The sequence below is a fragment of the Pseudomonas kermanshahensis genome, from assembly GCF_014269205.2.
Classification (GTDB): domain Bacteria; phylum Pseudomonadota; class Gammaproteobacteria; order Pseudomonadales; family Pseudomonadaceae; genus Aquipseudomonas; species Aquipseudomonas kermanshahensis.
The window spans coordinates 279,000-296,869 of sequence record NZ_JABWRY020000002.1; the positions used below are offsets into that span (position 1 = coordinate 279,000).

Annotated in this window: 15 protein-coding genes; 9 read left to right on the forward strand and 6 right to left on the reverse strand. The window is 64.0% G+C overall.

What is annotated here, in order from left to right; translation table 11 throughout:
* Positions 1–67 precede the first annotated feature (67 nt).
* The gene (locus tag HU764_RS25745) at positions 68–1,207 is read left to right on the forward strand and encodes an MFS transporter (protein WP_186703071.1); all 1,140 of its coding nucleotides are present in this window, start codon (positions 68–70) and stop codon (positions 1,205–1,207) included.
* Between the two features lie 121 nt (positions 1,208–1,328).
* Here the strand turns inward: HU764_RS25745 and HU764_RS25750 are convergent, their stop codons facing one another.
* Together HU764_RS25750 and HU764_RS25755 are read right to left on the reverse strand one after the other, a co-directional pair.
* Complete coding sequence (locus tag HU764_RS25750; protein WP_186681489.1) at positions 1,329–2,882, reverse strand: phospholipase D family protein; 1,554 nt, start codon at positions 2,880–2,882, stop codon at positions 1,329–1,331.
* A 60-nt stretch (positions 2,883–2,942) separates the two neighbouring features.
* Positions 2,943–4,373, reverse strand: a complete 1,431-nt coding sequence (locus HU764_RS25755; protein ID WP_177323868.1) for an aminotransferase-like domain-containing protein — start codon at positions 4,371–4,373, stop codon at positions 2,943–2,945.
* 178 nt (positions 4,374–4,551) lie between these two features.
* On the opposite strand from HU764_RS25755, the gene HU764_RS25760 reads away from it, so the two are divergent.
* Positions 4,552–4,782, forward strand: coding sequence for a DUF1127 domain-containing protein (locus HU764_RS25760; protein ID WP_186681487.1), 231 nt, complete (start codon positions 4,552–4,554; stop codon positions 4,780–4,782).
* A gap of 28 nt (positions 4,783–4,810) precedes the next feature.
* Here the strand turns inward: HU764_RS25760 and HU764_RS25765 are convergent, their stop codons facing one another.
* Positions 4,811–6,103, reverse strand: a complete 1,293-nt coding sequence (locus tag HU764_RS25765; protein ID WP_027592170.1) for an NAD(P)/FAD-dependent oxidoreductase — start codon at positions 6,101–6,103, stop codon at positions 4,811–4,813.
* A gap of 194 nt (positions 6,104–6,297) precedes the next feature.
* On the opposite strand from HU764_RS25765, the gene HU764_RS25770 reads away from it, so the two are divergent.
* Complete coding sequence (locus HU764_RS25770; protein WP_027592171.1) at positions 6,298–6,651, forward strand: YkgJ family cysteine cluster protein; 354 nt, start codon at positions 6,298–6,300, stop codon at positions 6,649–6,651.
* A 2-nt stretch (positions 6,652–6,653) separates the two neighbouring features.
* On the opposite strand, the gene HU764_RS25775 is transcribed toward HU764_RS25770, so the two are convergent.
* A complete protein-coding gene (locus HU764_RS25775) occupies positions 6,654–7,142 on the reverse strand; it encodes an Lrp/AsnC ligand binding domain-containing protein (protein WP_186703072.1) in 489 nt (162 codons plus the stop codon).
* A gap of 155 nt (positions 7,143–7,297) precedes the next feature.
* Between HU764_RS25775 and dadA the strand changes: the two genes are divergently transcribed.
* From dadA to HU764_RS25800, 5 genes are all read left to right on the forward strand, one after another.
* Positions 7,298–8,602, forward strand: a complete 1,305-nt coding sequence (gene dadA / locus HU764_RS25780) for a D-amino acid dehydrogenase (RefSeq protein WP_186703073.1) — start codon at positions 7,298–7,300, stop codon at positions 8,600–8,602.
* Positions 8,603–8,749: 147 nt separating this feature from the next.
* A complete protein-coding gene (alr, locus tag HU764_RS25785; RefSeq protein ID WP_186703074.1) occupies positions 8,750–9,823 on the forward strand; it encodes an alanine racemase in 1,074 nt (357 codons plus the stop codon).
* Positions 9,824–9,946: 123 nt separating this feature from the next.
* Positions 9,947–10,495: a cupin domain-containing protein gene (locus tag HU764_RS25790; RefSeq protein WP_027592174.1), complete on the forward strand. Its 549-nt coding sequence runs from the start codon at positions 9,947–9,949 to the stop codon at positions 10,493–10,495.
* A 154-nt stretch (positions 10,496–10,649) separates the two neighbouring features.
* Entirely contained in the window at positions 10,650–11,054 is a 405-nt protein-coding gene (locus tag HU764_RS25795; RefSeq protein ID WP_033693936.1) for a c-type cytochrome, read from the forward strand.
* A gap of 228 nt (positions 11,055–11,282) precedes the next feature.
* Positions 11,283–13,139 (forward strand): acetyl-CoA hydrolase/transferase C-terminal domain-containing protein, encoded by a 1,857-nt coding sequence (locus tag HU764_RS25800; protein ID WP_186703075.1) that lies wholly within the window; start codon positions 11,283–11,285, stop codon positions 13,137–13,139.
* 122 nt (positions 13,140–13,261) lie between these two features.
* Here HU764_RS25800 and HU764_RS25805 read toward each other — a convergent pair whose 3' ends face one another.
* Both HU764_RS25805 and rep read right to left on the reverse strand, forming a co-directional pair.
* Positions 13,262–13,834: a xanthine phosphoribosyltransferase gene (locus HU764_RS25805; RefSeq protein ID WP_003253535.1), complete on the reverse strand. Its 573-nt coding sequence runs from the start codon at positions 13,832–13,834 to the stop codon at positions 13,262–13,264.
* Positions 13,835–13,899: 65 nt separating this feature from the next.
* The gene (gene rep, locus HU764_RS25810) at positions 13,900–15,909 is read right to left on the reverse strand and encodes a DNA helicase Rep (protein ID WP_099430788.1); all 2,010 of its coding nucleotides are present in this window, start codon (positions 15,907–15,909) and stop codon (positions 13,900–13,902) included.
* Positions 15,910–16,195: 286 nt separating this feature from the next.
* Between rep and HU764_RS25815 the strand changes: the two genes are divergently transcribed.
* Positions 16,196–17,860: a putative bifunctional diguanylate cyclase/phosphodiesterase gene (locus HU764_RS25815; protein ID WP_186703076.1), complete on the forward strand. Its 1,665-nt coding sequence runs from the start codon at positions 16,196–16,198 to the stop codon at positions 17,858–17,860.
* Positions 17,861–17,870: the final 10 nt, after the last annotated feature.

The window sequence follows — 17,870 nt, forward strand, 5'->3', positions numbered from 1 at the left end:
CGCGGAGTACCTGTGGGAGCGGGCTTGTCCCGCGAATGGGCCCAAGAAAATCCAACAGGGGGAGCACATGCGCTGGGGCACCTACTTCGCCGTACTGGCATCCGTACTCAGCGTCGGCCTTGCGCTTGGCGTGAGCATGCCGCTGGTCTCCCTGCGCCTGGAGGCCTGGGGCTACGGCAGTTTCGCCATCGGCGTAATGGCAGCGATGCCCGCCTTGGGCGTACTGCTGGGTGCCAGCCTGGCCAGCCGCCTGGCCGGTTGGGTCGGCGTGCCTGCGGCCATGCGCCTGTGCCTCTGGGGCGGCGCGCTGTCGATCGGCCTGGTTGCGGTGCTTCCAAGCTACCCGCTGTGGCTGGCCCTGCGCCTGCTGATCGGTATGTCCCTGACTGTGGTGTTCATCCTCGGCGAAAGCTGGATCAACCAATTGGTGGTCGAGCAATGGCGTGGCCGCCTGGTGGCGCTGTATGGCAGCAGCTATGCCTTGAGCCAACTGGCCGGGCCGCTGGTGCTGGGCTTTCTCGGTTCGGACGACGACTTTGGGTTCTGGGCCGCGACCGGCTTGCTGTTGCTGGCACCGCTGGTGCTGTTGGGCCGCGGCGGGGCGCCGACCACTGAAGCCTACAGCGTCACCTTCCGCGACCTGGTCGCTTTCTGCCGCCGCCTGCCGGTGATCGCCTGGGCAATCGCCCTGTTTGCCTCGTTCGAGGCGATGATTCTGACCCTGTTGCCGGTCTACAGCCTGCAGCAAGGGTTCACCACCGAGGTTGCCTTGTTCATGGTGAGCACGGTGGTGGTAGGCGATGCAGTGCTGCAGTTGCCGATCGGCGCGCTGGCTGACCACATGTCGCGGCGCACCCTGTTCACCGGTTGTGCGGTGACCTTGATGTGCTCCAGCCTGGCGATTCCGTTGCTGCTGCACACGCCGCTGATCTGGCCGCTGTGGGTGCTGTTCGGGGCCAGTGCCGGGGGGTTGTTCACCCTGTCGCTGGTGCTGATCGGCGAGCGTTATCGGGATGATGCGCTGGTACGTGCCAATGCCCATGTGGCGCAGCTGTGGGGCATCGGTTGCCTGCTCGGGCCGCTGTTGGCCGGGGCGGGTAGCCAGTGGATCAGCGGGCATGCGTTGCCGTTGTTGATGGCTATTGGGGCCGCAGGGCTGGTGGTGTTGACCCGTCGGCGCGGTGCCTTCGAACCTGCGCCTGCCTGATGTTCTTTGGAAGCTTTGCGGCCCTTTCGCAGCACAAGGCTGCTCCTACAGGAATACGCGGTGCTCTGTAGGAGCAGCCTTGTGCTGCGAATGGGGCGCAAAGCGCCCCCCGCCATCGGAACTACAGCATCTTCTCCAGGCCAACCGCCTTGCTGATCCAGGCATTGAAGCGCCGCCAGAGCCCGCCGGGCTCTGCTGTCAGCGTGTGCAGCTGGCCATTGTCCTCGGTCACCCAGACCAGCTTGTCATTGGCCAGCCTCACCTGATAACTCAGCGCGGGCGCCATGCCCTGCACGGCTAGCTCGCGGGTGTATTCGGCCAACTCCGGGCTGTCCACCAGCACCCCCACCTCGGTATTCCACAGCACCGAACGCGGGTCGAAATTGAACGAGCCGATGAACGTCTTGCGCCGGTCGAAGACGATCGCCTTGCTGTGCAGGCTCGAATCGGAGCTGCCACGGAAGCTCAGGCGCCCGGCGCTCGGGTCGCCCGGCTGGCGGCGCAGCTCGAACAGTTGCACACCATGTTCGAGCAGCGCACGGCGGTAGGGCGCATAGCCGCCATGCACCGCTGGCACATCGGTGGCTTCCAGCGAATTGGTCAGCAGCCTGACCGACGCCCCGGCATCGGCACGGCCGGTCAGGTACAGCAACCCCGGCTCGCCCGGCACGAAGTACGCCGATACCAGGATCAGCTCTTTGTGCACGTTGGCCAGGTCCGGCGCCAACTGCTGGCTCAGCAGCAGGTGCGGGTCGGGCTCATCATCGGCTAGCACCTTGCTCGGCGCATCCCACAGCGCTTGGCTGTGGGCCCAGATCAGCTCGTTGCGCCAGATATCCAGGCGCGGCTGTGACTGGTACGCCATCAACCGGTCATACAAGGCCTTGCGCCGCGTCCGCGCCTCGGCCAAGGAAACTTCCAGGCGGTGCCGGCTGGCGCGCAGGTCGTCGGCATCCGGCAGGCGCCAGAGAAAATCGCCGATCGGTCGGCTCAGGGCGCTGTTCCAGTACTGGTCGAAACTGTGGCCAAGTTGTTCGGCCACCGGGCCTACGCCCAGCAAGTCGATGTCGGTGAAGTTGAGGTTGGGCTCGGCATCGAAGTACTCGTCACCCAGGTTGCGCCCGCCGACGATGGCCATGCTGTTGTCCACCAGGAACAGCTTGTTGTGCATGCGCCGGTGCTGGCGCGACAGGTTGAACAGGCGGCCTACGGCCCGCGTGGCGCCGGTGCTGCGCCCCAGGTGCAGCGGGTTGAAGACGCGGATCTGGATGTTCGGGTGGGCATCGAGGGTGCCCATGATGGTGTCCAGGCCATCGCTGGTGGTGTCGTCCAGCAGGATGCGCACGCGCACGCCACGGTCGGCGGCACGCAGCAGCTCATGCACCAGCGCGCGGGTGCTGAGGCCGTCGTGGACGATGTAGTACTGCAGGTCGATGCTGGCCTGGGCGTTGCGGATCAGCTCGGCGCGCGCGCGAAACGCCTCGTTGCTGTTGGGCAACAGGCGAAAGCCCGAGCGCCCCTCATAAGGTGCCGCCTGGCGCAGCACCGAGCGGCCGAAGGCGGAATCGTTGGCCGGCAGCGCCTGGCTGACTTCGCGAGGGGCGCCGACGCTGGCACAGCCTGCAAGGCCGAGCAGTAGCGTCAGCAGAAGCGGCAGAGCTTGCTGCAATCTCAAGGTAAGCGCGTCCTGTACAGCAAAGGCTTAAGGGGTTGGACCGTGGAGGGCGGCGCAAAGTTACGCGCAGGCGTCGTCCTGATCCAGTAGACGAAGGGCGGTTTCACCCACGTTGCGCACGGCGGCCTCGATTGCCGGCGTAGGTTGGGCGGCGAAATTCATGCGCAGGCAGTGACGGAACTTGCCCGAGGCCGAGAAAATGCTGCCCACGGCAACCTGCACCCCTTGCTCCAGTAAAGCGCGGTTCAGCCGCAGCGTGTCGAAATGTTCGGGCAGTTCGACCCACAGCATGAAGCCCCCCTGGGGTCGGCTGACCCGGGTGCCCGGTGGGAAGTAACGGGTGACCCAGTCGCTCATCACGTCGCGGCTGCGTTGGTATTGGCTGCGCATGCGGCGCACGTGGGGCTGGTAATGGCCGGCCTTGATGAAGTCGGCAATGGCCAGTTGCGGCTGGCTGGCGGTGCTGCCGGTGCTGATGTACTTCATGTGCAGCACCCGCTCCAAGTAACGCCCCGGCGCGACCCAGCCGATGCGCAGGCCGGGGGCCAAGGTCTTGGAGAACGAGCTGCACAGCAACACGCGGCCGTCGTCGTCGAACGACTTGAGGGTGCGCGGGCGCGGGTAGGTGTAGGCCAGGTCGCCGTACACATCGTCTTCCAGAATGGCCACGTCGTAGCGCTGGGCCAGGCTCAGCAACGCCTTCTTGCGCGCCTCGGGCATGATGTAGCCGAGCGGGTTGTTGCAGCTCGGGGTGATCTGGATGAGCTTGATCGGCCACTGCTCCAGGGCCAGCTCCAGCGCTTCGAGGCTGATGCCGGTGACCGGGTCGGTGGGGATCTCCAGTGCCTTCATGCCCAGGCCCTTGAGGGTTTGCATGGCGCCATGGAAGCTGGGCGAGTCGACCGCGACGATATCGCCCGGCTCGCACACCGCGCGAATGCTGCAGGACAGCGCCTCATGGCAGCCGGTGGTCACCACCAGGTCGGCCGGGCCCAGGCGGCAGCCGGAGTCCAGCATCAAGCGGGCGATCTGCTCGCGCAGGGCCAGGTTGCCATGGATGTTGTCGTAATACAGGCCAGGCATGTCCTGGCGCCGGCTCAGTTGGGCGAGGCTGCGCAACAGCGGCTTGAGGGTCGGGCTGTTGACGTCGGGCATGCCGCGGCCCAGTTGCATCACGTCCTGGCGCGGGGTGCTGCGGACCAGTTCCAGCACCTGTTCCCACTGGGAAATATCCACAGGGCGCTGGGCCGGGCGGCTGACGGCGGGCAGGGCAGGGAGGTGGCGGTGTTCGCTGACAAAGTAGCCCGACTTGGGCCGCGGCGAGACCATGCCGCTGTCTTCGAGCATGCGGTAGGCCTGCTGCACGGTGCTCAGGCTGACGCCGTGTTCCATGCTGAGGGCGCGCACCGAAGGCAGGCGCTGGCCGGGGCGATACAGGCCTTGTTCGATACGGGCGCCGAGCAGCTCGGCGAGGTTGAGGTAGAGCGTCACGGCATACTCCAGCGTCGCCTGCATACAGCGACCAGTACAGTTGCGCTGAAAATACAGCATTCACGCGTCGATTCGCCAATTCTGTATGGGAATAATAAGCCGCTAGTGGATCTGTATTGTCACCATTGCCAACGCGCATGCTTGCTCCACGGTATCAACTGAACGGGAGAACGCAGTGATGGGTGGCATGAGCGATATGCGCTTGCAACTGATGGCCAAGGACCTGGACGCCGGGCAGCGGGCCAAGGTCTTCAATGCGCCAGCGGGCCTGAGCCGTTGGGGGCTGATGGTGCATCGCTGGCATACCCGCAAGGCGCTGCTGCAGCTGACAGACGATGAGTTGCGCGATGTCGGGCTGAGCTGGGAGCAGGCCCGTACAGAAGGGCGCAAACCCTTCTGGAAGGCATAAACGGCCCAATTTGTAGGAGCGGCAGCGTTCAGACCAGCTCTTTCAGCCGGTGCCAGAGCATCCCCAGTGCCAGCAGTGGCGAGCGCAGGTGCTTGCCGCCTGGGAAGGTGATGTGCGGCACCTTGGCGAACAGGTCGAAGCGCCCGCTTTGCTGGCCACTGATGGCCTCGCCCAGCAGGCGCGCGGCCAGGTGGGTAGCGTTCAGCCCATGGCCGGAGTATGCCTGGGCGTAATAGACATTCGGCTGGCTGGCCAAACGGCCGATCTGCGGCAGGCGGTTGGCGCCAATGCCGATCATGCCGCCCCATTGGAACTCGATGCGCACATCGGCCAGGTGCGGGAAAACCTTGAGCATTTTCGGCCGCATGTAGGCGGCGATGTCTTGCGGGTCGCGGCCGGAATAGTGGCAGGCACCGCCGAACAGCAGCCGGTGGTCCGCAGACAGGCGATAGTAGTCCAGCGCTACGCGCTGATCGCACACGGCCATGTTCTGTGGCAGCAGTGTGCGCGCGCGTTCCTCGCCCAGTGGCTCGGTGGCAATGATGTAGCTGCCGGCGGGCAGCACCTTGCCGCCCAGCTCGCGGTTGAGGTCGTTGTGGTAGGCATTGCAGCACAGCACGAGGGTCTTGGCGCGAACCTGGCCTTGAGCGGTGTGCACCTTGACCTCAGGGCCATACTCGATGCGGGTGACTTCCGACTGCTCATACAGGCGCACGCCCAGGCGGCTGGCTACGGCCGCCTCGCCAAGTGCCAGGTTGAGTGGGTGCAGGTGGCCCGAGCCCATGTCGATCAGGCCGCCGACATAGCACTCGGCGCCGACCACGCTGTGGATATCGTCTTTGCCGACCAGGCGCAGCTCATGCTCGTAGCCCAAGCTGCGCAGTGCTTCAGCCTCTTCGGCAAAGCCCAGCAGCTCAGCAGGTTTATTGGCCAGGTCGCAGTAGCCCCAGGTCAGGTCGCAGGCGATGGCGTGGCGCTCGACCCGCTCGCGAACGATCTGCACGGCTTCCAGGCCCATCAGCTTCATGCTGCGCACGCCTTCTTCGCCGATCACCGGGAGGAACTGATCCAGGCCATGGCCGACCCCGCGGATGAGTTGCCCGCCGTTGCGCCCGCTGGCGCCCCAGCCGAGCTTGCGGGCTTCCAGCAGGATCACCGAGAGGCCACGTTCGGCCAGTTCGATGGCGGTGTTCAGGCCTGAATAGCCGCCGCCGACGATGCACACGTCGGCGCTGTGCTCGCCTTGCAGGAAAGCGTGGTCGGGGTGGGGCGCGCTGCTGGCGGCGTAATAGGAGGCGGCGTGCTGCGCGCTGTGGATCATGGGGCAGGTCCTGGGCAGGAAAACAGAAGGGGGAGGATAAGCTGGGGTTTTGTGGTGGGGCAACTGGCCCAATCGCCGGCAAGCCGGCTCCCACCGGGGCTGCACTGCCCTTGAGATAAGCGGTGTACTGGTGGGAGCCGGCTTGCCGGCGATTGGCCCTATAATTCGACCTCGACCCTCATTGTGTACCCGCCATGTCCTGCAACCGCCACAAGATCCACTTCCTGCGCGAGCTCATCCCCTCATTCGAGTGCGAGCCCGGTTGCCACGATTGCTGCGGTCCGGTCACCACGTCCACCGAAGAAATGGCCCGCCTGCCGCGCAAGACCGAGGCGGAGCAGGCCGCTGCGCTGGAGCACCTGGACTGCGTGCACCTGGGCCCCAATGGTTGCACGGTGTATGAAGAGCGGCCGATGATCTGCCGCCTGTTCGGCACCACCCCGCGCATGGCCTGCCCGCGCGGTCGCGGCCCTGAACAGATGATCGAGCCCGAGGCCGAGCAGCTCGTTCACCAGTTCATCGCCACCACCCGCCAAGTGCTGGTCTAGCCTCAGTCCGGAATCGGCAGGCAGAGGCTCTCTTTTACCTCCTCCATCACGATGTAGCTCTTCGACTCGCGCACGTGCGGCAGCTTGAGCAGGATGTCGCCCAGCAGCTTGCGGTACGAGGCCATTTCCGAGATGCGCGCTTTCACCAGGTAGTCGAAGTCGCCTGAGACCAGGTGGCACTCCAGCACATGGGGCAGCTTGAGCACGGCGCGGCGGAACTCCTCGAAGGTGTCGCCAGACTTGTAGTCCAGGCTGATTTCGACGAACACCAGCAAGCTGCCCTTCAGGTGCTGCGGGTTGAGCCGGGCGTTGTAGCCCATGATGATGCCCTCGCGCTCCAGGCGGCGGACGCGCTCGGTGCACGGGGTGGTGGAAAGCCCAACTTTCTCGCCCAGTTCGGTGAAGGAAATACGGCCGTCATTCTGCAGGACCCGCAGTATGTTGCGGTCGATCTTGTCCAGTTCACGCTTGCTCTGGTGCTGGGTTCTCATAGGGGATGCCCCTCCGTGAAAGGCAATATTGCCGAGAATTCTCGCCAAATATAGGCTTTTATATAGTGAATTGCACTGGTCTGTAATTTTTATACTGCGCGCATCCATGCCATTTCAACAAAAGACTGCGGTGCGCCGCGTGCGAGGGATCAACAATGCGAGTTCTGGTACTTGGTAGCGGTGTCATCGGAACCGCCAGTGCCTATTATCTGGCCCGGCAAGGTTTTGAAGTGACGGTGGTCGACCGCCAGCCAGCGGCGGCCATGGAAACCAGCTTCGCCAACGCAGGCCAGATCTCGCCCGGCTATGCCTCGCCCTGGGCTGCCCCGGGTGTGCCGCTCAAAGCCATCAAGTGGCTGCTCGAACGCCATGCGCCACTGGCCATCAAGCTCACCGGCGACGTTGACCAGTACCTGTGGATGGCACAGATGCTGCGCAACTGCACCGCCAGCCGCTATGCGGTGAACAAGGAGCGCATGGTGCGCCTGTCCGAGTACAGCCGCGACTGCCTCGACGAGCTGCGCGCCGAAACCGGCATCGCCTACGAAAGCCGCACCTTGGGCACTACCCAGTTGTTCCGCACCCAGGCTCAGGTCGATGCCGCAGCCAAGGACATCGCTGTGCTCGAACAGTCCGGCGTGCCTTATGAACTGCTCGACCGCGATGGCATTGCTCGCGTCGAACCGGCCCTGGCCGGGGTAAAAGACATCCTCGCCGGTGCACTGCGTCTGCCCAACGACCAGACCGGCGATTGCCAGCTGTTCACCACCAAGCTCGCCGACATGGCGCAGAAGCTGGGTGTGGAGTTCCGCTTTGGCCAGGACATCCAGCGCCTGGACTTTGCCGGTGACCGCATCAACGGTGTATGGATCGACGGCAAGCTGGAAACCGCCGACCGCTACGTGCTGGCCCTGGGCAGCTACTCGCCGCAAATGCTCAAGCCACTGGGCATCAAGGCGCCGGTCTACCCGCTCAAGGGTTACTCGCTGACCGTGCCGATCACCAACGCCGAGATGGCGCCGACGTCGACCATTCTCGACGAGACCTACAAGGTTGCCATCACCCGGTTCGACAACCGCATCCGCGTTGGCGGCATGGCTGAGATCGCCGGTTTTGACCTGTCGCTCAACCCGCGTCGGCGCGAAACGCTGGAGATGATCGTCAACGACCTTTATCCTCGCGGCGGTGACCTGAGCCAAGCCAGTTTCTGGACCGGCCTGCGCCCGGCCACCCCGGACGGTACGCCGATCGTGGGTGCCACAGTGTTCCGTAACCTGTTCCTCAACACAGGCCACGGCACCTTGGGCTGGACCATGGCGTGCGGCTCCGGTCGCCTGCTGGCAGACCTGATTGCACGTAAAAAGCCGCAGATCAGTGCCGAAGGGCTGGATATTTCCCGGTATGGCAACAGCCGGGAAGTGGCCAAGCACGGGCAGACCGCGCCCGTTCACCAGCAATAAGTTCACCTGTACCGGCCTCTTCGCGGGCAAGCCCGCTCCCACAGGGACCGCACAGCTATCGAACACTGTGCAGTACCTGTGGGAGCGGGCTTGCCCGCGAAGAAGCAGACACTGTTTTTAAACTGAACCACCATAAGGCATGCCGCCATGCGTCCCGCCCGCGCCCTGATCGACCTCCAGGCCCTGCGCCACAACTACCGCCTCGCCCGTGAACTGACCGGCGCCAAAGCCCTTGCCGTGATCAAGGCCGATGCCTACGGCCATGGCGCGGTGCGTTGCGCCCTGGCGCTGGAAGCCGAAGCCGACGGCTTTGCCGTGGCCTGCATCGAAGAAGCCCTGGAGCTGCGCGCCGCGGGCATCAAAGCCCCCATTTTGCTGCTCGAAGGTTTTTTCGAGGCCAGCGAGCTGGCGCTGATCGCCGAGCACGACCTGTGGTGCGTGGTGCATTCGCTGTGGCAACTCGAAGCGATCGAAAAGACCCAGGTGCACAAGCCACTGACGATCTGGCTGAAGCTCGACAGCGGCATGCACCGCGTCGGCCTGCACCCCAAGGATTACCACGAGGCGTATCAGCGCCTGCTGGCCAGCGGCAAGGTGGTGCGCATCGTACTGATGAGCCACTTCGCCCGTGCCGACGAACTGGACGCCGACGCCACCGCCGAGCAGATCGCGGTGTTCGAGGCTGCGCGTCAGGGCCTGGCCGCCGAGTGCAGCCTGCGCAACTCGCCCGGCGTGTTGGCGTGGCCACAAGCTGGCGGCGACTGGGTACGCCCAGGCCTCATGCTGTATGGCGCCACCCCCTTCGAAGTCGCCCAGGCCGAGGCGCAACGCCTGCAACCGGTGATGACCTTGCAATCGCGCGTCATCAGCGTGCGCGAACTGCCCGCCGGTGAGCCGGTTGGCTACGGCGCCAAGTTCACCAGCCCGCGGCCGACCCGTGTCGGCGTGGTTGCCATGGGCTACGCCGATGGCTACCCGCGCCAAGCCCCCAATGGCACCCCGGTGATGGTCGCCGGCAAGCGCGCCCAGCTGATCGGCCGGGTCTCGATGGACATGCTCTGCATCGACCTGACCGATGTGCCTGAGGCTAACATCGGCAGCCCGGTAGAGCTGTGGGGCAAGCAGGTGCTGGCCAGCGAAGTGGCTGCGCAGGCCGGCACCATCCCCTACCAGATCTTCTGCAACCTGAAGCGGGTGCCGAAAGACTACTGCGGTGAGTAAGTGCGACGAATGAGACGCTGAAGCGGACAGCTTGAGGGGTGGTGTGTTGTAAATACTGAACGGCATTGCCATGATATCGTTCACATCCACCCCTATTTCTACCCGTTTCAGGAGGCTCCAGCTTTGGACGTCGGCGAACGACTGCAAGCCATCCGCAAGCTCAAGGGCCTGTCACAACGTGAACTCGCCAAGCGCGCGGGCGTAACCAACAGCACCATCTCGATGATCGAGAAAAACAGCGTCAGCCCTTCGATCAGTTCGCTGCGCAAGGTGTTGAGCGGCATTCCGATGTCGATGGTCGAATTCTTTTCGGTCGAACTGGCTGTCGAGAGCCCGACGCAGATCGTCTACAAGGCCGATGAGCTGATCGATATCTCGGACGGCGCGGTGACCATGAAACTGGTGGGCAAGTCGCACCCCAACCGGGCCATCGCGTTTCTCACCGAGGTTTACCCACCGGGTGCCGACACCGGCGCCGAAATGCTCACCCACGACGGCGAAGAGACCGGCATCCTGCTCGAAGGCCGGCTTGAACTGGTGGTCGGCAACGAGGTGTTCATCCTCGAAGAAGGCGACAGTTACTACTTCGAAAGCACCCGCCCGCACCGCTTTCGCAACCCCTTCGACGCGCCTGCCCGGCTGATCAGCGCGGCGACGCCTTCAAACTTTTGATCCAGCGCAGTGCATTGATTCGGCAATACCCCTTTCCTGTGTAGGGTCGTTTCACGGTCTCTGGGTTCCCGCTATACTTTTCAACGCTCGCCGACCCGTGGCCGCGAGCGTGATTAGCCACCATGAGGGTGTACGCGTGAACCAAATCAAGAAGATGCTGGCCGTACCAGCAGCCGTATTCGCCCTCTGGGCAATGAGCGCAACCGCTGCGACCAACGACGACATCGCCAAGCGCCTGGAGCCGGTTGGCCAAGTGTGCGTCCAAGGCCAGGAGTGCAAGGGCATGGAAGTGGCCGCGGCGGCAGGCGGCGGCGGTGCCAAGACGCCAGACGACATCATCGCCAAGCATTGCAATGCCTGCCATGGCACCGGCTTGCTCGGCGCGCCGAAAATCGGCGATACCGCCGCGTGGAAAGAACGCGCCGACCACCAGGGCGGCCTGGATGGCATCCTGGCCAAGGCCATTACCGGCATCAACGCCATGCCGCCTAAAGGCACGTGCGCTGATTGCTCGGATGATGACCTGAAAGGGGCGATCAAGAAGATGTCGGGGTTGTGAGTAACAGCTGAATTGCACGAGGCCCGCCGTTGATGGCGGGCTTTGTTTTTGTGCTGGCTGTGCCGGCCCTTTCGCGGGTAAACCCGCTCCCACACGGACCTCACAGTCTTTGAATGCTGCGGTGTACCTGTGGGAGCGGGCTTGCCCCGCGAAGAGGCCCGCACAGGCAACCAACCCGCCATATCCCATGTCCAACCCCTGACCCCATGGAAGACTCAGGAGGCCAAGATGCACCTCTGCGCCATCGATCAGGCTGTCGAGCAGGTCTTGTCACGCCTGCCGGCCCATATCCACATGGGCCTGCCACTGGGCCTTGGTAAACCCAACGCCTTCGTCAACGCCCTGTACGCCCGAGTGCGCGACCTGCCCGAACGTCGCCTGACGATCTACACCGCCCTCAGCCTCGGCCGCCCGCCACTGGGTGATGGCCTGCAGCGGCGCTTTCTCGAGCCCTTCGTCGAGCGTGTTTTTGCCGACTACGAAGAGCTCACTTACCTCGCCGACCTGCGCAACGACTGCCTGCCACCGAACATCCGCGTCGAGCAGTTCTTCATGCAGCCCGGCAGCCTGCTGCACAGCGAGACTGCCCAGCAGGACTACATCAGCAGCAACTACAGCCACGCCGCTCGCGACATCAACGCCAAGGGCCTGAACCTGATTGCCCAGCTGGTGGCTGCCACGCCAGAAAAGCCCGTGCACCTGAGCCTGGCCTGCAACCCCGACATCACCCTCGACCTGCTGCCGATGATCGCCAAGCGCCGCGCGGCCGGCGAGACCATTCTCATGCTCGGGCAGGTTCATGCCGAACTGCCCTACATGCCGGGTGATGCGGAGCTGAGCATCGACGCCTTCGACCTGCTGATTGACGAGGTGGAGCAACGTCGGCTGTTCTCTACGCCAAACATGCCGGTCAACACCCAGGACCACTGCATTGGCCTGCACGCCAGCACCCTGGTGCGCGATGGCGGCACCTTGCAGATCGGCATTGGCGCCATGGGCGATGCCGTAGCCGCCGCGTTGCTGGCCAGGCAGGGCGACAACGCCGGCTACCGGGCCTTGATGGATGAACTGGATGCCGGCCCGTGGCAGGCCCTGATCGAGCGCGAAGGGGGGCTGGATGCCTTCGCCCAAGGCCTCTACGGTTGCAGCGAGATGTTCGTCAACGGCCTGCTGGCGCTGGCCGAGGCAGGCGTGGTGCGGCGCCCGGCGGACGAGCAGGGCGTGCTGGTGCATGGCGGGTTTTTCCTTGGCCCGCGGGCGTTCTACCAACGCTTGCGCGAAATGCCGCTGGAGCAGCGCGCACGCTTTGCCATGACGCGGATCAGCTACATCAACGAGCTGTATGGCCAAGAGGAACTGAAACGCCGCCAACGTCGGGATGCCCGCTTCATCAACACCGTGTTCACCATGACCTTGCTCGGCGCGGGGGTTGCCGACCAGCTGGAGGATGGCCGTGTGCTCAGCGGCGTGGGCGGGCAGTACAACTTCGTCGCCCAAGGCCACGCGCTGGAGGGTGGGCGCTCGATTTTGCTGCTGCGCAGTTGGCGTGAGGCGGGCGGGCAGGTGACGTCCAACCTGCTCTGGCAGTACGGCCACTGCACCATTCCCCGGCATTTGCGTGACATCGTGGTAACCGAGTACGGCATCGCCGATTTGCGTGGGCAGACGGACAGTGAGGTGATTGCGCGGCTGCTGGCGGTCAGTGACTCACGCTTCCAGGGCGAGCTGATGGCGCAGGCCAAGCAGGCCGGCAAGCTGGCCAAGGATTTCGAGCTGGAAGCCCGCTTCACTGACAATACGCCGGAGCGGCTCGAGGCTATCCGGGCACGGCATGCAGGGTTGTTTCCGGAGTATCCGCTGGGGACTGATTTCACGGCTGAGGAGCGGGACTTGCTGCGGGCGCTGAACTGGTTGAAGAGCAAGTTCAGGCTGAGCGAGGCGCTGGAGCTGGGGAAGGCCGCGCTGGATGCGCCGGGGCCGGAGGGGTATGAGGGGCACCTGAAGCGGATGGGGCTGGACGCTCCGCAGGGATTGAAGGAAGAGTTGTATCAGCGGCTTTTGCTGGCAGGGTTGGCGGCGCCCTGAAGATTGCCGGGGCTGCTTTGCAGCCCATCGCCGGCAAGCCAGCTCCCACAGGAACTTCACGAGGCCGCGCCTTGTGCAGTACCTGTGGGAGCCGGCTTGCCGGCGATGGGGCCGGTACAGGCTTACTCGATGAAGCTGACCACACCGCCTTCCAGCGACTTCACCCGGGCCAGCGATTCAACGCGGTAGCCCTGGCTGTCCAGCTCGGCACGGCCGCCCTGGAACGACTTCTCGATGACGATACCCAGGCCGGCCACGGTGGCGCCGGCCTGCTTGATGATCGAGATCAGTGCCTGCGACGCCTTGCCGTTGGCCAGGAAGTCGTCGATCACCAGCACGCGGTCGCTGCTGTTGAGGTGGCGCGGCGAGATGGCCACGGTGTTCTCGGTCTGCTTGGTGAAGGAGTACACCGAGGCAGTCAGCAGGTTCTCGGTCAGGGTCAGCGACTGGTGCTTGCGCGCAAAGATCACCGGCACGCCCAGCTTCAGGCCAGTCATCACCGCCGGGGCGATGCCCGAGGCTTCGATGGTGACGATCTTGGTCACGCCGGCGTCGGCGAACAGGCGGGCGAACTCGTCACCGATCAACTGCATCAGCGCAGGGTCGATCTGGTGGTTGAGAAACGCGTCGACTTTAAGAACCTGATCGGAAAGCACGATGCCTTCTTCGCGAATCTTCTGATGCAGTGCTTCCACTGTGGTTTTCCTCGATGTAGCAAAGGTGGCCGCAACAGCGGCAACGGTTAAAGAGTAAGGGTTGATCAGCGTTTGAGCATTGCCCGAATATCGGCCAGTGCGTTGTTGCCACGCGCGGCTTTCACTTCGACGGGCGCATCGTCCAGGCCTTCCCAGGCCAAATCGTCCGGCGGCAGTTCGTCGAGGAACCGGCTCGGGGTGCAGTCGATGATCTCGCCGTACTGCTTGCGCTTGGCCGCAAAGGTGAAGGCCAGGGTCTGGCGCGCGCGGGTAATGCCCACGTAGGCCAGGCGGCGTTCTTCTTCGATGGTGTCGGCTTCGATGCTGGAGCGGTGCGGAAGGATCTCTTCTTCCATGCCCATGATGAACACGTAAGGGAATTCCAGGCCCTTGGAGGCATGCAGGGTCATCATCTGCACACCTTCGGCGTTTTCTTCCTCTTCCTGCTGGCGCTCAAGCATGTCGCGCAGCACCAGCTTGCCGATGGCGTCCTCGATGGTCATGTCACCCTCTTCGTCCTTCTCGAGGGTGTTTTTCAGCGCTTCGACCAGGAACCAGACGTTGCTGATGCGGAACTCCGCCGCCTTGTCGCTGGCGGTTTGCTGGCGGATCCAGTTCTCGTAGTCGATGTCGCGGATCATCTCGTGCAGCGCGGCGATCGGGTCATCCAGCGCCACCTTGTGGCGCACCCCGTCCAGCCAGTGCTTGAAGCGCTGCAGGCGCTCGGTGTAACGGGCGTCCAGGTGCTCGCCCAGGCCCAGCTCTTCGCTGGCGGCGTACATCGAGATACCGCGTTCGGTCGAGTAGTTGCCGAGCTTTTCCAGGGTCGTGGAGCCGATTTCCCGGCGCGGCACGTTGATCACGCGCAGGTAGGCGTTGTCGTCGTCGGGGTTTACCAGCAGGCGCAGGTAGGCCATGAGGTCCTTGACCTCCTGGCGGCCGAAGAAGCTGTTGCCACCTGAAAGGCGGTACGGCACCTGGTGGTGCTGCAGCTTCAGTTCGATCAGCTTGGCCTGGTAGTTGCCGCGGTAAAGGATGGCGAAGTCGCTGTACGGGCGGTTGGTGCGCAGGTGCAGGGTAAGGATTTCCATGGCCACGCGTTCGGCCTCGGCTTCCTCGTTCTTGCAGCGGATCACGCGGATCTCGTCGCCCACGCCCATCTCGCTCCACAGCTGCTTCTCGAACGCGTGTGGGTTGTTGGCGATCAGCACGTTGGCGCAGCGCAGGATGCGGCTGGTGGAGCGGTAGTTCTGCTCGAGCATGACGATCTTCAGGGAGGGGTAGTCCTCCTTGAGCAGCATCAGGTTCTCGGGCCGCGCGCCACGCCAGGCGTAGATCGACTGGTCATCGTCGCCCACCACGGTGAACTGGTTGCGCATGCCGATCAGCATTTTCACCAGCAGGTACTGGCTGGCGTTGGTGTCCTGGTATTCGTCCACCAGCAGGTAGCGCACGCGGTTCTGCCAGCGCTCCAGCACCTCGGGGTGTTCCTGGAACAGCTTGACCGGCTGCAGGATCAGGTCGTCGAAGTCCACCGCGTTGAACGCCTTGAGCGTGCGCTGGTAGTGGGTGTAGACGATGGCAGCGGTCTGTTCGCGCGGGTTGCGGGCCTTTTCCAAGGCCTCGGGCGGGAGGATCAGGTCGTTCTTCCAGGCACCGATCATGTTCTTGATCTCGTCGATGCCGTCGTCGCCGGAATACTCTTTCTGCATGATGTCCGACAGCAACGCCTTGATGTCGGACTCGTCGAAGATCGAAAAGCCTGGCTTATAGCCCAGCTTGTCGTGCTCCTTGCGGATGATGTTCAAACCCAGGTTGTGGAAGGTGCACACCGTCAGGCCGCGGCCTTCCCCCGGGCGCAGCAAGGTGGCGACCCGCTCCTTCATCTCGCGCGCGGCCTTGTTGGTGAAGGTCATCGCCACGATGTACTGGGCACGGATGCCGCAGTTCTGGATGAGGTGGGCAATCTTGCGCGTGATGACGCTGGTCTTGCCGGAACCTGCACCGGCGAGCACCAAAAGAGGGCCGCCGACGTAGTCTCGGGCTTCCTGTTGCCGGGGATTGAGTCGGGACATGCTAGAAACCGGGGGTCGCCAGAAAATAGCCGCGCATTCTAACAGGCATGGGCCGGTAATGGCGCGACCGTCTGACGTCTGAGTCAGACTTTTATCAGTGCATAAGTATTAGTCAGGCTCATGCTATTCACCGAAAAAATCCTATTTGCCGGTTGGCCTGGTTTCGCGCACGATGCACGACGAAATGTGTCGTTGCCTACATATATAAAAGCGTAAATCATTTTCATTCATGCAGTGGCATACTTGGCCTCTGCCGTTGCACCCGCCCATGCCCTAAGGAGCCCGCTTGTCCACGCCTGTCGAACCGTTGCGTTTGCTGCTGTTGGCTGATGAGCCGGAATGGGCCGTGCTGTTGCGCGAGTGCGTGCAGGCACTGAGCGGCAGCGCGGTGTTGTTGACCGCACCTGACTGGGAGTCGGTCGACAGCCTGTTCAGCCACGATCGCCAAGCCGTTATCCTGGCCACCCCGGCCTTGCTGCCAGCCCCCGGCCGCTGCGAGCTGCCCACGGTCGTGCTGCTCGATCACGAGCCTGAAGTGGCGCCCACCGGGGTCAGCGACTGGCTGGTGCGTGACCACCTCAATGCCGATGCCTTGCGCCGCTCGTTGCGCCACGTTCGCGAGCGCGGCGTGCTGGTTGCCACCTTGCAACGCCTGGCCGAGCAGGACCCGCTGACCGGTATTGCCAACCGCCAGGGTTTCCAGGCCTTGCTGACCACGCGCCTGGCAGAGGGGGATGGCCGTGGCCTGGCCCTCGGCCACCTCGACCTGGACAACTTCCGCCACGTCAACGACGCGCTTGGCCATCAAAGCGGCGATCGGCTGATCCTGCAGGTGGTGGCACGGCTCAAGCTGCAACTGGAGGCCGGCGACCAGCTGGCCCGGCTGGGCAGTGACGAATTCGCCCTGCTGATCGATACCCGCCGCGACCCGAACCGCGCCGAGTGGATGGCCGAACGCATCATCGAAGCCTTGGCCGAGCCCTACTGGATCGACGGCGAAAGCCTGCTGCTCGGCTGCAGCCTGGGCCTGGCTCACGCCCGGGCGCAGGGCGGCGCCGACCCGCTGATGTGGCATGCGCACATCGCCATGCGCCAGGCCAAGGGTAGCCAGGGCTGTACCTTTCATGTCTTCAACGAACGCATCAACCGCAACGCCCGCAGCCTCGCCGACCTGGAAAGCGAGCTGCGCCGGGCCCTGCGCCGTGACGAGCTGGAGCTGCATTACCAGCCACGGCTGAACCTGGCCGATGGGCGCATCGTTGGCCTCGAGGCGCTGGTGCGCTGGCGCCATGCCGAGCGCGGCCTGTTGCCGCCCAGCGAGTTCGTGCCGCTGGCCGAGCAGAGCGGGCTGATCGTGCCGCTTGGCTACTGGGTGATATCGCGCGCGCTGCGTGACATGCAGGCGCTGTGCGAGCATGGCCTGCCGCCGCTGCACATGGCGGTGAACCTGAGCTTCAGGCAGTTTCAGGACAGCCAGCTGCTGGCCACCCTGAGCCGGTTGATCATCGAGCACGGCGTCGATGCACGCTGGCTGGAGTTCGAACTGACCGAGACGGCGGTCATGCGCCGCAACGAACAGGTGCGCCAGACCATGGATGCCCTTGGGCGCTTGGGCGTGCGTTTTTCCTTGGATGACTTCGGCACCGGCTTCTCATCGTTCGTGCACTTGAACAGCCTGCCAATCGCCTTGCTCAAGGTTGACCGCAGCTTTGTCGCCGAGATGGAAATGCGCGAGGAGAACCGCAAGCTGGTGCACGCCATGATCAACCTGGCGCATAACCTCAACCTCGAAGTGGTTGCCGAGGGAGTGGAAAGCGAAGCGCAGATGGCGTTGTTGCGCGAGTTCGGCTGTGACCAGGTGCAGGGATTTTTGGTCAGCAAGCCGCTGCCGGTGGCGGAGTTGATGGCGTTTTTGCAGGACTGTGGAACGCCGCATCTGGTTAGCCTGTAATGCGGCTAGG

Bases quoted from the DNA above. Each gene is read 5' to 3' on its own strand.
- HU764_RS25745 (WP_186703071.1), top strand. From the start codon at position 68: ATGCGCTGGGGCACCTACTTCGCCGTACTGGCATCCGTACTCAGCGTC.
- HU764_RS25760 (WP_186681487.1), top strand. From the start codon at position 4,552: ATGGGTGGCATGAGCGATATGCGCTTGCAACTGATGGCCAAGGACCTG.
- HU764_RS25765 (WP_027592170.1), bottom strand. From the start codon at position 6,103: ATGATCCACAGCGCGCAGCACGCCGCCTCCTATTACGCCGCCAGCAGC.
- HU764_RS25770 (WP_027592171.1), top strand. From the start codon at position 6,298: ATGTCCTGCAACCGCCACAAGATCCACTTCCTGCGCGAGCTCATCCCC.
- HU764_RS25775 (WP_186703072.1), bottom strand. From the start codon at position 7,142: ATGAGAACCCAGCACCAGAGCAAGCGTGAACTGGACAAGATCGACCGC.
- dadA (WP_186703073.1), top strand. From the start codon at position 7,298: ATGCGAGTTCTGGTACTTGGTAGCGGTGTCATCGGAACCGCCAGTGCC.
- alr (WP_186703074.1), top strand. From the start codon at position 8,750: ATGCGTCCCGCCCGCGCCCTGATCGACCTCCAGGCCCTGCGCCACAAC.
- HU764_RS25795 (WP_033693936.1), top strand. From the start codon at position 10,650: ATGCTGGCCGTACCAGCAGCCGTATTCGCCCTCTGGGCAATGAGCGCA.
- HU764_RS25800 (WP_186703075.1), top strand. From the start codon at position 11,283: ATGCACCTCTGCGCCATCGATCAGGCTGTCGAGCAGGTCTTGTCACGC.
- rep (WP_099430788.1), bottom strand. From the start codon at position 15,909: ATGTCCCGACTCAATCCCCGGCAACAGGAAGCCCGAGACTACGTCGGC.